We start from the raw sequence: 15,081 nt of genomic DNA on the forward strand, positions 1-15,081 counted from the left end.
GCGTTCCGGCTCCATGCTCAAACTCGCAGGCGTCTTCCTCGTCATCATGATCATCGCCGGGATCCTCGGCTTCGTCGTGGATGTGGCCGGTTTCGCGGCCAGGCTGGCCTTCTTCGTCTGCCTGATCGGCTTTGCCGGCGCGCTCGCGGTCAAGGCGCTGAAGAAGAGCTGACGGCCCCGGCCGCCGGCCCTTACAAAAGTCTGAAGACGGGCCTTCCCTTCCGTCCGGCTTTCCCCTATATCCGCTCCCTCGCGGAAAAACCGTTCAACTGAGAAGCGATTTTTCGCGCGCGTAGCCCGATGGCCCGGTCATAGCCCTCCGACCGGTGCGAAGGGGCGCTCCTGTAACGCCAGGAGCATCGTCTTGTGTCCGCTCCCGGTTATGCCGGGAGAGCCGAGGGTGGACGCGACAAGACACTTTACGCGCGGAGTCCCGCCGCGCACGCAGGGAAAAACATGGCGCAATCCTTCACCGGCAAGAAGCGGATCCGGAAGTCTTTCGGCCGTATCCCCGAAGCTGTGCAGATGCCGAACCTCATCGAGGTTCAACGCTCCTCCTACGAACAGTTCCTGCAGCGCGAAGTGCGCAGCGGCGAACGTCGTGACGAGGGCATCGAAGCCGTCTTCAAGTCGGTCTTTCCGATCAAGGACTTCAATGAGCGCGCGGTGCTCGAATACGTCTCGTACGAATTCGAAGAGCCGAAATACGACGTCGAGGAGTGCATCCAGCGCGACATGACGTACGCGGCGCCGCTGAAGGTGAAGCTCCGTCTCATCGTGTTCGAGATGGAAGAGGAAACCGGCGCCCGGTCCGTCAAGGACATCAAGGAGCAGGACGTCTACATGGGCGATATCCCGCTCATGACGGACAAGGGCACCTTCATCGTCAACGGCACCGAGCGGGTGATTGTCTCGCAGATGCACCGCTCGCCGGGCGTCTTCTTCGATCACGACAAGGGCAAGACCCACAGCTCGGGCAAGCTGCTGTTCGCCGCCCGCGTCATTCCCTACCGCGGTTCCTGGCTGGACTTCGAGTTCGACGCCAAGGACATCGTCTATGTCCGCATCGACCGCCGCCGCAAACTGCCGGCCACGACCTTCCTCTACGGTCTGGGCATGGACGGCGAAGAAATCCTGACGACCTTCTACGATGTCGTGCCGTTCGAAAAGCGCGAGGAAAAGAAGGGCAAGCCGGGCGGCTGGGCCACCCCGTACAAGCCTGAGCGCTGGCGCGGCGTGAAGCCGGAATTCGCCCTCATCGACGCCGACACGGGCGAAGAAGTGGCGCCCGCCGGTCAGAAGATCAGCGCCCGCGCGGCCAAGAAGCTCGCCGACGGCGGTCTCAAGACCCTGCTGCTGTCGCCTGACGCCCTGGTCGGCCGCTACCTGGCCCGCGACGAAGTGAACCCGGAAACGGGCGAGATCTACGCCGAAGCCGGCGACGAGCTCGACACGGCGGCCATCGAGGTCCTCGAGGAAAAGGGCTTCACCACCATCGACGTGCTCGACATCGACCACGTCACCGTCGGCGCCTACATGCGCAACACCCTGCGGGTCGACAAGAACGCCGTCCGCGAGGACGCGCTGTTCGACATCTACCGCGTCATGCGCCCGGGCGAGCCGCCCACCGTTGAAGCCGCTGAAGCGATGTTCAAGTCGCTGTTCTTCGACCAGGAGCGCTACGACCTCAGCTCGGTCGGTCGCGTGAAGATGAACATGCGCCTGGAACAGGACGTCGCCGACGACGTCCGCGTCCTGCGCAAGGAAGACGTGCTGGCGGTCCTGAAGGTCCTCGTGGGCCTGCGCGACGGCCGTGGCGAAATCGACGACATCGACAACCTCGGCAACCGCCGTGTGCGTTCGGTCGGCGAGCTGCTGGAAAACCAGTACCGCGTCGGTCTGCTGCGCATGGAGCGGGCGATCAAGGAGCGCATGAGCAGTGTCGATATCGACACCGTGATGCCGCACGACCTGATCAACGCCAAGCCGGCCGCCGCCGCGGTCCGCGAATTCTTCGGCTCCTCGCAGCTGTCGCAGTTCATGGACCAGACGAACCCGCTGTCGGAAATTACCCACAAGCGCCGCCTGTCGGCGCTTGGCCCGGGCGGTCTGACCCGTGAGCGCGCCGGCTTCGAAGTCCGCGACGTGCACCCGACCCACTACGGCCGGATCTGCCCGATCGAGACTCCGGAAGGCCCGAACATCGGCCTGATCAACTCGCTGGCCACCCACGCTCGGGTGAACAAGTACGGCTTCATCGAGAGCCCGTACCGCCGCGTGACGGACGGCAAGCCGCAGGCCGAGGTCGTCTACATGTCGGCCATGGAAGAGGCGAAGCACGTCATCGCCCAGGCCAACATCAAGATGGAGAACGGCTCCATCCTGGAAGACCTGGTCCCCGGACGTGTCAACGGCGAACCCGGTCTGCTCCAGCGCGAGCAGGTCGACCTGATGGACGTGTCGCCCAAGCAGGTCGTCTCGGTCGCCGCGGCCCTGATCCCCTTCCTGGAAAACGATGACGCCAACCGCGCCCTCATGGGCTCGAACATGCAGCGTCAGGCCGTGCCGCTGATCCAGTCCGACGCCCCGCTCGTGGGCACCGGCATGGAAGACGTGGTGGCCCGCGACTCCGGCGCCGTCGTGATCGCCCGCCGCAAGGGCGTGGTCGAGCAGATCGACGGTACGCGTATCGTCATCCGCGCCACGGAAGAGACCGACCCCACCAAGTCGGGCGTCGACATCTACCGTCTGTCGAAGTTCCAGCGTTCCAACCAGAACACCTGCATCAACCAGCGTCCGCTGGTGCGTGTGGGCGACCGGATCAACGCCGGCGACATCGTCGCCGACGGCCCCTCGACCGACCTCGGCGAACTGGCCCTGGGCCGCAACGCCCTCGTCGCGTTCATGCCGTGGAACGGCTACAACTTCGAGGACTCGATCCTGATCTCCGAGCGCATCGTACGCGATGACGTCTTCACCTCGATCCACCTCGAGGAATTCGAGGTCATGGCCCGCGATACGAAGCTCGGCCCGGAAGAAATCACCCGCGACATCCCGAACGTCGGCGAGGAAGCTCTGCGCAACCTCGACGAAGCGGGCATCGTGGCGATCGGCGCCGAGGTCCTGCCGGGCGACATCCTGGTCGGCAAGGTCACGCCCAAGGGCGAGAGCCCGATGACCCCGGAAGAGAAGCTGCTGCGCGCCATCTTCGGCGAGAAGGCTTCGGACGTTCGTGACACCTCGCTCCGCCTGCCGCCCGGCGTCGCCGGTACGGTCGTCGAAGTGCGCGTGTTCAACCGGCACGGCGTCGACAAGGACGAACGCGCCCTGGCGATCGAACGCGCTGAAATCGAGCGTCTGGGCAAGGACCGCGACGACGAGTTCGCGATCCTGAACCGCAACATGACCGCGCGTCTGCGCGAACTGATCGTCGGCAAGGTCGCCGTCTCGGGTCCCAAGGGCCTGGGCCGCGGTGAAGTGTCGGTCGAGAAGCTCGAAGAGATCGCGCCGGGCCTGTGGTGGCAGATCGCCCTCGACGACGAAAAGGCCATGGGCGAGCTGGAGGCCCTGCGCCGCCAGTTCGACGAAGCCCGCAAGCGTCTCGACCGTCGTTTCGAGGACAAGGTCGACAAGCTGCAGCGCGGCGACGAACTGCCCCCGGGCGTGATGAAGATGGTCAAGGTCTTCGTGGCCGTGAAGCGCAAGCTTCAGCCGGGCGACAAGATGGCCGGCCGTCACGGCAACAAGGGCGTCATTTCCAAGATCCTTCCGATCGAGGACATGCCGCACCTGGAAGACGGCACCGCCGTCGACGTCGTGCTGAACCCGCTGGGCGTGCCTTCGCGCATGAACGTCGGCCAGATCTTCGAAACCCACCTCGGCTGGGCCGCGGCGGGTCTGGGCAAGCAGATCGCGAACCTGCTCGAAGCCTGGCAGAACGGCGGGCAGAAGAAGGCCCTCCAGGATCGCCTGCGCGAGATCTACGGTCCGGATGAAGAGCTGCCCGACGACGAAGCCGAGCTGATCGAACTGGCCCGCAACCTGTCCAAGGGCGTGCCCTTCGCGACGCCGGTGTTCGACGGCGCCCACATCGGTGACATCGAGGATCTCCTCGCGTCGGCCGGTCTGGCGCGGTCGGGCCAGTCGGTGCTGTTTGACGGTCAGACCGGCGAGCAGTTCCGTCGCCCGGTCACGGTCGGCTACATCTACATGCTGAAGCTGCACCACCTGGTGGACGACAAGATCCACGCCCGTTCGATCGGCCCGTACTCGCTCGTCACCCAGCAACCGCTGGGCGGCAAGGCGCAGTTCGGCGGTCAGCGCTTCGGGGAAATGGAAGTGTGGGCGCTCGAAGCCTACGGCGCCGCCTACACCCTGCAGGAAATGCTGACGGTGAAGTCGGACGACGTGGCCGGCCGTACGAAGGTCTACGAGTCCATCGTGCGCGGCGACGACACGTTCGAGGCGGGCATTCCGGAAAGCTTCAACGTGCTGGTCAAGGAAATGCGCTCCCTCGGCCTGAACGTCGAGCTCGAGAACAGCTGACGGTTTTGAACCCCTCCCCGCAAGGGGAGGGGCGACCGCCCGTCTTGCTCTGAAATTTTCGCGGGGGATCCCGCAGAAGGAAAAAAGATGAACCAGGAAGTCCTGAACATCTTCAATCCGGTCCAGGCCGCTCCGACCTTCGACCGTATCCGCATCGCCCTGGCCTCGCCGGAGAAGATCCGTTCGTGGTCCTTCGGCGAGATCAAGAAGCCGGAAACCATCAACTACCGCACGTTCAAGCCGGAACGTGACGGCCTGTTCTGCGCGCGCATCTTTGGTCCAACCAAGGACTACGAGTGCCTGTGCGGCAAGTACAAGCGGATGAAGTACAAGGGCATCATCTGCGAAAAGTGCGGCGTGGAAGTCACCCTCGCCCGCGTGCGGCGCGAGCGGATGGGCCACATCGAACTGGCCAGCCCGGTCGCCCACATCTGGTTCCTGAAGTCGCTGCCCTCGCGCATCGCCATGATGCTCGACATGCCGCTGAAGGACATCGAACGCGTCCTGTACTTCGAGCACTACATCATCACCGAGCCGGGCCTGACCCCGTTGAAGCAGCACCAGCTGCTCTCGGAAGATGAGTACATGCGCTACTCGGAAGAGTTCGGCGACGACAGCTTCACCGCCGAGATCGGCGCCGAGGCCATCTTCGGCCTGCTCAAGGGCATCGATCTTCCCAAGGAAGCCGACCACCTGCGCGAAGAGCTCGCGGGCACGCCCTCCGAGATCAAGCAGAAGAAGTACTCCAAGCGCCTGAAGATCATTGAGGCCTTCATCGAGTCCGGCAACAAGCCGGAATGGATGATCCTGACGGTGGTCCCGGTCATCCCGCCCGAGCTGCGCCCGCTGGTGCCGCTGGACGGCGGCCGCTTCGCCACGTCCGACCTCAACGACCTCTATCGCCGGGTCATCAACCGCAACAACCGCCTCAAGCGCCTGATCGAACTGCGCGCGCCTGACATCATCATCCGCAACGAAAAGCGGATGCTGCAGGAAGCCGTCGACGCCCTGTTCGACAACGGCCGTCGCGGCCGGGTCATCACCGGCGCCAACAAGCGCCCGCTGAAGTCCCTCGCCGACATGCTGAAGGGCAAGCAGGGCCGGTTCCGCCAGAACCTGCTCGGCAAGCGCGTCGACTACTCGGGCCGTTCGGTCATCGTGGTCGGTCCCGAGCTGAAGCTGCATGAGTGCGGCCTGCCCAAGAAGATGGCGCTCGAGCTGTTCAAGCCGTTCATCTACGCGCGTCTGGACGCCAAGGGCCTGTCGGGCACCGTCAAGCAGTCCAAGCGCATGGTCGAGCGTGAGCAGCCGGCCGTCTGGGACGTGCTGGAAGAAGTTATCCGCGAGCACCCGGTCCTGCTGAACCGCGCGCCGACGCTCCACCGTCTGGGCATCCAGGCGTTCGAGCCGAAGCTGATCGAGGGCAAGGCCATCCAGCTGCACCCGCTGGTCTGCGCCGCGTTCAACGCCGACTTCGACGGTGACCAGATGGCCGTGCACGTCCCGCTGAGCCTCGAGGCCCAGCTGGAAGCGCGCGTGCTGATGATGTCGACCAACAACATCCTCAGCCCCGCCAACGGTCGCCCGATCATCGTGCCGTCGCAGGATATCGTGCTCGGCCTCTACTACCTCTCCGGCGCGCGCGACAAAGAGCCGGGCGAAGGCAAGATGTTTGCCGACCTGGGTGAGATCGAAGCCGCGATGGAGGCCGGGGTCGTGACCCTGCACGCCAAGATCAAGGCCCGCTTCACCGAGATGGACGCTGAGGGCAATCTGGTCCGCAAGGTGATCGACACCACGCCGGGCCGGATGAAGATCGCCTCGCTGCTGCCGCACCACCCGCAGGTTGGTCACCGCCTGATCGAAAAGGCCCTGACCAAGAAGGAAATCGGCAATCTGATCGACATCGTCTACCGCCACTGCGGTCAGAAGGCGACGGTCATCTTCGCCGACCAGATGATGGCGCTCGGCTTCAAGGAAGCGGCTCGCGCCGGCATCTCCTTCGGCAAGGACGACATCGTCATTCCCGAGCGCAAGACGCCGATCGTGGCCGAAACGCGCAAGCTGGCGGAAGAGTACGAGCAGCAATACGCCGACGGTCTGATCACCAAGGGTGAGAAGTACAACAAGGTGGTCGACGCCTGGTCCAAGGCTACGGACCGGATCGCCGACGAGATGATGCTCGAGATCTCGACCAAGAAGATCGGCGACGACGGCCGCGAGAAGGAGATCAACGCCATCTACATGATGGCCCACTCCGGCGCCCGTGGTTCGCAGGCCCAGATGAAGCAGCTCGGCGGGATGCGCGGCCTGATGGCCAAGCCGTCCGGCGAGATCATCGAGACCCCGATCGTCTCGAACTTCAAGGAAGGCCTGACCGTTCAGGAGTACTTCAACTCCACCCACGGCGCCCGCAAGGGCCTGGCCGACACCGCGCTGAAGACCGCCAACTCGGGTTACCTGACCCGTCGTCTGGTGGACGTGGCGCAGGACAGCATCATCACCGAGGAAGACTGCGGCACCACCCGGGGCATCACCCTGAAGGCCGTGGTCGAAGGCGGCGACGTGCTGGTTTCGCTGGGCCTTCGGGTCCTGGGCCGCTTCTCGGCCGAGGACATCAAGGATCCGACGAGCGGCGAACTGCTGATCCCGGCCGACACCTATCTGGTCGAAGACCTTGCCGACATCATCGACAAGGCCGGCGTCCAGAGCGTGAAGGTCCGTTCGGTCCTGACCTGCGAAGCCAACACCGGCGTCTGCGGCGCCTGCTACGGCCGCGACCTGGCCCGTGGCACGCCGGTCAACATCGGTGAAGCCGTGGGCGTCATCGCTGCCCAGTCGATCGGCGAGCCGGGCACCCAGCTGACGATGCGGACCTTCCACATCGGCGGCGCGGCGCAGGTGGCCGAGCAATCGTTCTTCGAGAGCAGCAACATCGGTACGGCCCGCATCGTCGGTCCGACGGTAAAGGCGTCGAATGGCGAGTTCATCGTCATGAGCCGCAACACCACCATCACCGTCCAGGTCGATGGCAAGGATCGCGAAGCCTACAAGCCGCCCTACGGCGCACGCCTGAAGGTCAAGGACGGCGACAAGGTCAAGCGCGGCGATCGTCTCGCCGAGTGGGACCCCTACACCGCCCCGATCATTACCGAAGTGGCCGGCCGGATCCGCAACGAGGACCTGGTGGACGGGTTCTCCGTCCGCGAGGAAACTGACGAAGCGACCGGTATCGCCAACCGCGTGATCACCGACTGGCGGACCTCGACCCGTGGTTCGGACCTGCGTCCGGCCCTGGCCGTGATCGACGCCGACGGCGCCTACAAGCGCCTGTCGAACGGCGGTGAAGCCCGTTACCTCCTGCCGGTCGGCGCGGTTCTGTCGGTCAGCGACGGCGACGAGGTGAAGCCGGGCGAGGTCATCGCCCGCATGCCCACCGAAGGCGCCAAGACGCGCGACATTACCGGCGGTCTGCCGCGGGTGGCCGAACTGTTCGAAGCCCGCCGTCCGAAGGACTGCGCGGTCATCGCCGAGATGGACGGTCGCGTCGAATTCGGCCGGGACTACAAGAACAAGCGCCGCATCAAGATCACGCCGGAAGATGGTGGTGACGCGGTCGAGTTCCTGATCCCGAAAGGCAAGCACATCACCGTCCACGACGGCGACGTGATCCTGCGCGGCGAATACATCATCGACGGCAACCCCGATCCGCACGACATCCTGCGCATTCTGGGCGTCGAGGCTCTGGCCAACTTCCTCGTCGACGAGATTCAGGAGGTCTATCGACTGCAGGGCGTGCCGATCAACGACAAGCACATCGAGGTGATTGTCCGGCAGATGCTGCAGAAGGTCGAAATCCTCGAGCCGGGCGACACGGGCCTGATCCGTGGCGACCACCTCGACAAGCCCGATCTCGATGTCGAGAACACCAAGGCCGTTGCGCGCGGTGGCCGTCCGGCCGTCGTCCAGCCCGTCCTGCTCGGCATCACCAAGGCGTCGCTGCAGACCCGCAGCTTCATCTCGGCGGCGTCGTTCCAGGAGACCACCCGCGTCCTCACCGACGCCTCGGTCCACGGCAAGGTCGATACGCTCGAAGGCCTCAAGGAGAACGTCATCGTCGGCCGGCTCATCCCGGCGGGCACGGGCTCCTACCTGCGCGGCCTGCAGCGCATCGCCACCCGTCGCGACGAGGCCCTCTCGGCCTCCCGCGAGGAGACGATGGAGCCGCTTCCGGCCGAGATCGCTCTCGACGTCGAGACGACCGACGCCTGAGGGGTCTGAGGACCCACTGATCTGCGAGACGGCCCGGGAGCGATCCCGGGCCGTCTTCGTTTGCGGCGTCAGTAGCCCAGGATGCCGATGCCGTTGGTCTTCTTGCCGCCGGCGTTGTCCGAAGGGTTCACGCCAGGCGGCGGCGGGGCCTCCTTGCGCTTGCGGACCCGCGCCTTGCGGGCGGCTTCGGCGTCGAAGGCGGCCCGCTTGCCGGCGTCCATCGGCGGTTCGATGAAGGGTTCGCCCTCGCGTCCGCGGGCGTAGGCTTCGTCGCAGGCCTCCCGCTCGCGCCGGGTCAGTCCCACCAGGTCACGATTGCCGCAGCCGACGGGCGAGCCGCGCAGGGCCCGCCGCAGGCCGTCCCGGTCCGGGGCGGGCAGGGGCGCGGGGTGAGCGCCGCCCGAGACGCCGGCGGACGGTCCGGCCGTCCCCACCGGGGCCGGCAGGGTCAGTGTCGGCACGTCGACCAACGGGACCGTGATGATCGCCTGTCGTGACGAAAGCGGCGAGGCGACGGCGGGCGCCGTGGCGCGCGAGGGGCGCCGCACGGGCGTTCTCGTCGACAGCCAGATCTCCACCGGAACAACCTCCGGCCCGCTCGTCCGGACCGTGGGCGGAGACCTGACGGTCAGGCCCAGCAACAGCAGCACCAGGCCATGACCAACCAGCGAGGCCGCCACGATGGCGGCCCGGCGCGTTCGTCCGCGATTGATGATCGTCTGGTTCAAGCTGCCCCCTGCGAGCGGCGCAGGGTTTTCGTCCGCAGGGGCGAAAGCGTGACCCCCTCGCGGCGCGGGCAAGGCGATCAGCGGCTGTATCGTGGCGGCGATAGGCCTGATAGCGTGCGGCGAGTTCGGGGGGATTATCGCGTGAAAGCTGTCGTTTCGATGCTGCTTGGGCTGATCGCCCTGGCCTTTGGGTCACTGGCGCAGGCCGCAGCCCCGCCCGTTTCGGCCTTCGCGCGTCTGCCCGCCATCGAGCGGGCGGAGATTTCCCCGGACGGGTCGCGGGTGGCCCTGCTGGGCGGACCGCCGGGCGAGCGGATCATCTTCCTTGCGCCCGTCGACGGGAAGGACGCGGTGACCGTCCGGCTCGGCCAGGTCTGGGTGCGAGACATCACCTGGGTCGGGAACGCCTATCTGGTCGTGAACTTCTCCATGCTGGACAAGGGCACCAACTTCTCCAACGGCCAGGAATACGCCTACGAGCTCAACCGCAACGTCGTGCTCGACATGCAGGGCAAGCTGGTGACGCCGCTGCTGGCGAACACGGAGTGGTCACGCTACGCGATTTCGCAGCCGATCCTGCGCGTGCTCGACGGCGCCAAACCATCGGTGCTGGTCCGGGGTCTGGACATGACGGTCGGCATCCGCACCGGCGGCGCCGGCACGCTGATCCAGCCGGACGGCGACAACCTGGTCTCGGCGATCTGGAAGGTGGACGTCGTGACCGGCGCGGCCAGCATCCACGAGAAGGGCTCGCCCTTCACCCAGAGCTGGACCCTCGATCTGTCCGGGCAGCCGCGGGTCCGGTGGGACTATGACGGCGAACTCGACGAAACCTCGCTCTTCGTGCGCGGCAAGGGCCGCACGAACTGGACGGAGCTGGATTTCTCATCCCTCGACTATCTCGGCTACTCCGATCCGCAGGACTCGATCTACCTGCTCGAACGCCACAAGGAGGGCGTGCGGCTTGTCCGCCGCAGCCTGGCGGACGGCACCGTCACCCCGCTCGAGATGCCGGCGACCACGGTCGATCCCGACCTGATGTGGGACAGCTACAGTCAGACGCCCGTCGCGATCATTACCCAGACGGACAAGCCGGCCTACCAGTGGCTGGACGCCGGCCTCGGCGCGGTTCAGGCCAAGCTGTCTAAGGCCTTCGCCGGGCGCGATGTCTATCTCGCCAGCTGGTCGAAGGACCGGACCCGCGTGGTGATCCGCGTCGCCGGCCCGGCAAGCCCGCCCTCCTGGTATCTGTTCGACACACGGACCAACCAGGCCTCGTCGCTGGGCGACTCCTATCCCGAACTGGCCGGCGCGCCGCTCGGAACGACAACCTGGATCACCTACAAGGCCCGCGACGGTCTGGAAATTCCGGCCTACCTGACCCTGCCGCCCGGTCTGGCGCCCGGTGCAAAGCCGCCGCTGATCGTGATGCCGCACGGCGGCCCCGCGGCGCGTGACGAGTTCGACTTCGACTGGTGGGTCCAGGCCCTCGCCACGCGCGGCTACGCGGTGCTGCAGCCGCAGTTCCGCGGCTCCTCAGGCTTCGGCGAGGCGTTCGAGAAGGCCGGTCACCTCGAGTGGGGCGGCAAGATGCAGGAAGACCTGATCGACGGCGTGCTGGCCGTGGGCGAGCGCGGCGACGTGGATGCAAAGCGGGTCTGTATCGTCGGCGCCAGCTACGGCGGCTATGCGGCGATGTTCAGCGCGACCGTCTATCCGTCGGTCTATCGCTGCGGCGTGTCGGTCAACGGCGTCTCGGACCTGGCGCTGCTGGTCGGATCCAAGTCCCGCGCTTTCGGCCGCGACACCGCCCTGATGAACGCGCTCGAGACGATGATGGGTGATTCCCGCGCCAACGCCGAAGCCTTCCGGCTGGCCTCGCCGGCGGCCCGCGTGACCCGTCTGGCCGCGCCGATTCTGCTGATCCACGGCCAAGAAGACACGACCGTGCCGATCCAGCAGTCGCGGACCATGCAGCGGGCGCTGCGGGACGCCGGCAGGCCCGCGGATCTGGTGGTGCTCAAGGGCGACGACCACCACCTGTCGAGCACCGCGAGCCGAACCCTGCTGCTGGAGTCGCTGTTCGGCTTCCTCGACCGTTGGCTGCCGGTCACACCGTGAGCGACGTGCGCGTCGCAACCCTTTCCAAAGCCTTGACCTTGAGGCCCTTCGCCAGTATTTAGCGCCCCTCTTTCGAGGCCGGTCCTTCTGGACCTGTCCCGATCAGCGGATGTCCCGCCAAGGACCGCCAGGCCCGCCGGAACGCATGAAAGCGCGTGCCGGCGAGTTTTCGCGTTCGCAGCGGCCATCCGGAAAGCCGGAAGATCAACAAGGACCCCGAGACGCTTCGGCCGAAAGGCACACGTCTCCACGAGCACGAAAAGAGCGAATGCCTACAGTTAACCAGCTCATCCGCAAGCCTCGCCAGCCGAAGCCGACGCGGAACAAGGTGCCTGCCCTGAAGGGCTGCCCTCAACGTCGCGGCGTTTGCACGCGCGTCTACACGACGACCCCGAAGAAGCCGAACTCGGCTCTGCGTAAGGTCGCCAAGGTCCGTCTGACCACCGGCATCGAAGCCGTGTGCTATATCCCGGGCGAAGGCCACAATCTGCAGGAGCACTCGGTGGTGCTCATCCGCGGCGGCCGCGTGAAGGACCTTCCCGGCGTCCGTTATCACATCCTGCGCGGCGTGCTCGACACGCAAGGCGTCAAGGACCGTCGCCAACGCCGTTCGAAGTACGGCGCGAAGCGTCCGAAGTAAGGAAGAGCAAGAATGTCCCGCCGCCGCCGCGCAGAGAAGCGTCAGGTTCTGCCCGATCCCAAGTTCGGGGACCTGATTGTCACGAAGTTCATGAACTACGTGATGTACGAAGGTAAGAAGGCCGTCGCCGAAAACATCATCTACGGCGCCTTCGACATCCTTGAAGCCAAGCGTAAGGACCAGGGTCCCCTGGAAACCTTCCACTCGGCCCTGGATAACGTCGCGCCCGCCATCGAGGTCCGGTCCCGCCGGGTCGGTGGCGCCACCTATCAGGTGCCCGTGGAAGTCCGTCCGGACCGCCGCCGCGCCCTGGCCATCCGTTGGCTGGTGACCGCCGCTCGCAAGCGTGGCGAAAACACCATGACCGAAAAGCTGGCCGCCGAGCTGCTGGACGCTTCGAACAATCGCGGCACCGCGGTGAAGAAGCGCGAAGACACGCACAAGATGGCCGAAGCCAACCGGGCCTTCTCGCACTACCGCTGGTAAGCACCCAGCCCACAACCTTCCAGGGCGCGGGCGGTTCTCCAAAACCGCCCGCGCTCAGTTTTATAGGCCGACAGGCAGACCGATATGCCCCGCACAACTCCGATCGAAGACTACCGTAACTTCGGAATCATGGCCCACATCGATGCGGGCAAGACGACGACGACGGAACGGATCCTCTACTACACCGGCAAGTCCCATAAGATCGGCGAAGTCCATGACGGCGCCGCGACCATGGACTGGATGGAGCAGGAGCAGGAGCGTGGCATCACGATCACCTCCGCCGCCACCACCGCCATGTGGAACGGCAAGCGCCTGAACATCATCGACACCCCGGGCCACGTGGACTTCACGATTGAAGTCGAACGTTCGCTGCGGGTTCTCGATGGCTGCGTCGCCGTTCTCGACGGCAACCAGGGCGTTGAGCCGCAGACCGAAACCGTCTGGCGTCAGGCCGACCGGTACGACGTTCCGCGCATCGTGTTCGTCAACAAGATGGACAAGACCGGCGCCGACTTCCAGATGTGCCTGGCGACCATCCGCGACCGTCTCGGCGTGAAGGCCGTGCCGATCCAGCTGCCGATCGGCTCGGAAGCGTCGCTCAAGGGCCTGGTCGACCTGATCCGCATGAAGGCGGTCGTCTGGGAAAGCGAAGGCCTGGGCGCCAACTACCACGACGAAGAAATTCCCGCAGACATGCTGGCCGCGGCTGAAGAGGCGCGCCACTACCTGGTCGAGAACGCCGTCGAACTCGATGACGAGGCGATGGAAGCCTATCTGGGTGGCGATCAGCCCTCGGAAGAGGTTCTGAAGAAGTGCATCCGCAAGGCCGTGCTGAGCGGTGCCTTCTATCCGATCCTCTGCGGCTCGGCGTTCAAGAACAAGGGCGTTCAGCCCCTGCTCGACGCCGTCGTCGACTACCTGCCTTCGCCGGTGGACATTCCCCCGACCCCGGGCATCGATTTCAAGACCGACGAAGCCACCGTGCGCAAGGCCTCGGACGACGAGCCCCTGTCGGTGCTGGCGTTCAAGATCATGGACGACCCCTTCGTCGGCTCGCTGACCTTCTGCCGCGTCTACTCGGGCAAGATCGAGACCGGCATGGGCCTGCTCAACTCCTCGCGTGACAAGCGCGAGCGGGTCGGCCGCATGCTGCTCATGCACTCGAACAACCGCGAAGACATCAAGGAAGCCTTCGCCGGCGACATCATCGCGCTGGCCGGCCTGAAGGACACCCGCACGGGCGACACCCTGTGCGATCCCCTGAAGTCGCCGGTCATCCTGGAGCGCATGACGTTCCCGGAACCCGTTATCGAGATCGCGATCGAGCCGAAGTCCAAGGCCGACCAGGAAAAGCTGGGCGTCGCGCTCGGCAAGATGGTCGCCGAAGACCCCTCCTTCACCGTCTTCACCGACCAGGAGTCGGGCCAGACGATCATGAAGGGCATGGGCGAGCTGCACCTCGACATCAAGGTCGACATCCTGAAGCGGACCTACAAGGTCGACGCCAACATCGGCGCGCCGCAGGTGGCCTACCGTGAAAGCCTCGGCCGCAAGGTCGATATCGACTACACGCACAAGAAGCAGACCGGTGGTACGGGCCAGTTCGCCCGCGTCATGATCACCTTCGAGCCGGGCGAACCGGCTTCGGGCTTCGTGTTCGAGTCGAAGATCGTCGGCGGCGCCATCCCCAAGGAATTCATTCCGGGCGTGGAAAAGGGCCTCGAGAGCATCAAGGACAACGGTCTTCTGGCCGGCTTCCCGCTGATCGACTTCAAGGCGACCCTGACGGACGGCAAGTACCACGACGTCGACTCCAGCGTGCTGGCGTTCGAAATCGCGGCCCGCGCCGCCTTCCGCGAACTGAAGGAAAAGGGCGCGCCCAAGCTGCTCGAGCCGATCATGAAGGTCGAAGTGCTCGTCCCCGACGAATACCTCGGCGACGTCATCGGCGACCTGAACAGCCGCCGCGGCCAGATCCAGGGCACCGACCAGCGCGGCAACGCCCAGGTCGTGACCGCCTTCGTGCCGCTCGCCAACATGTTCGGCTACATCGGCAACCTGCGCGGCATGTCGCAGGGCCGGGCGCAGTTCACGATGCAATACGACCACTACGAGCCGGTGCCGCAACACGTCGCCGACGAAGTGATCAAGAAGTACGCCTAACCCCCACCCCCAAACGTAAGGACCCCGATTGGGGGACCAGGAGCTAAAGATGGCCAAGGAAAAGTTCGAACGTAACAAGCCGCACTGCAACATCGGCACGATTGGTCACGTTGACCACGGCAAGAC

At 65.4% G+C, this 15,081-nt stretch carries 9 protein-coding genes; 8 read left to right on the top strand and 1 reads right to left on the bottom strand.

Annotation, left to right across the window (positions count from 1 at the left end):
• The first annotated feature begins 13 nt into the window (after positions 1-13).
• From AC3WJT_RS17070 to rpoC, 3 genes are all read left to right on the top strand, one after another.
• Positions 14-172: a hypothetical protein gene (locus AC3WJT_RS17070; protein WP_492344334.1), complete on the top strand. Its 159-nt coding sequence runs from the start codon at positions 14-16 to the stop codon at positions 170-172.
• A 284-nt stretch (positions 173-456) separates the two neighbouring features.
• Positions 457-4,545 (top strand): DNA-directed RNA polymerase subunit beta, encoded by a 4,089-nt coding sequence (rpoB, locus tag AC3WJT_RS17075; protein ID WP_492344335.1) that lies wholly within the window; start codon positions 457-459, stop codon positions 4,543-4,545.
• An 87-nt stretch (positions 4,546-4,632) separates the two neighbouring features.
• On the top strand, positions 4,633-8,817 hold the full coding sequence (gene rpoC / locus AC3WJT_RS17080; protein WP_492344336.1) for a DNA-directed RNA polymerase subunit beta': 4,185 nt from the start codon (positions 4,633-4,635) through the stop codon (positions 8,815-8,817).
• A 68-nt stretch (positions 8,818-8,885) separates the two neighbouring features.
• On the opposite strand, the gene AC3WJT_RS17085 is transcribed toward rpoC, so the two are convergent.
• Entirely contained in the window at positions 8,886-9,545 is a 660-nt protein-coding gene (locus AC3WJT_RS17085) for a hypothetical protein (protein ID WP_492344337.1), read from the bottom strand.
• Positions 9,546-9,686: 141 nt separating this feature from the next.
• Between AC3WJT_RS17085 and AC3WJT_RS17090 the strand changes: the two genes are divergently transcribed.
• The 5 genes from AC3WJT_RS17090 to AC3WJT_RS17110 all read left to right on the top strand — a co-directional run.
• Entirely contained in the window at positions 9,687-11,666 is a 1,980-nt protein-coding gene (locus AC3WJT_RS17090; protein ID WP_492344338.1) for an alpha/beta hydrolase family protein, read from the top strand.
• A 268-nt stretch (positions 11,667-11,934) separates the two neighbouring features.
• Positions 11,935-12,306 (top strand): 30S ribosomal protein S12, encoded by a 372-nt coding sequence (rpsL, locus tag AC3WJT_RS17095; RefSeq protein WP_488899585.1) that lies wholly within the window; start codon positions 11,935-11,937, stop codon positions 12,304-12,306.
• A gap of 12 nt (positions 12,307-12,318) precedes the next feature.
• Positions 12,319-12,792: a 30S ribosomal protein S7 gene (gene rpsG, locus AC3WJT_RS17100; RefSeq protein ID WP_488899584.1), complete on the top strand. Its 474-nt coding sequence runs from the start codon at positions 12,319-12,321 to the stop codon at positions 12,790-12,792.
• 84 nt (positions 12,793-12,876) lie between these two features.
• Entirely contained in the window at positions 12,877-14,955 is a 2,079-nt protein-coding gene (fusA, locus tag AC3WJT_RS17105; RefSeq protein WP_492344339.1) for an elongation factor G, read from the top strand.
• A 49-nt stretch (positions 14,956-15,004) separates the two neighbouring features.
• A partial coding sequence (locus AC3WJT_RS17110; protein WP_245158267.1) for a hypothetical protein occupies positions 15,005-15,081 on the top strand: 77 nt, incomplete at its 3' end.

This window comes from Caulobacter sp. FW305-C-30-S16, assembly GCF_058783025.1.

Coding starts and splice junctions, on each gene's coding strand:
- AC3WJT_RS17070 (WP_492344334.1), top strand. CDS start 14: ATGCTCAAACTCGCAGGCGTCTTCCTCGTCATCATGATCATCGCCGGG.
- rpoB (WP_492344335.1), top strand. CDS start 457: ATGGCGCAATCCTTCACCGGCAAGAAGCGGATCCGGAAGTCTTTCGGC.
- rpoC (WP_492344336.1), top strand. CDS start 4,633: ATGAACCAGGAAGTCCTGAACATCTTCAATCCGGTCCAGGCCGCTCCG.
- rpsL (WP_488899585.1), top strand. CDS start 11,935: ATGCCTACAGTTAACCAGCTCATCCGCAAGCCTCGCCAGCCGAAGCCG.
- rpsG (WP_488899584.1), top strand. CDS start 12,319: ATGTCCCGCCGCCGCCGCGCAGAGAAGCGTCAGGTTCTGCCCGATCCC.
- fusA (WP_492344339.1), top strand. CDS start 12,877: ATGCCCCGCACAACTCCGATCGAAGACTACCGTAACTTCGGAATCATG.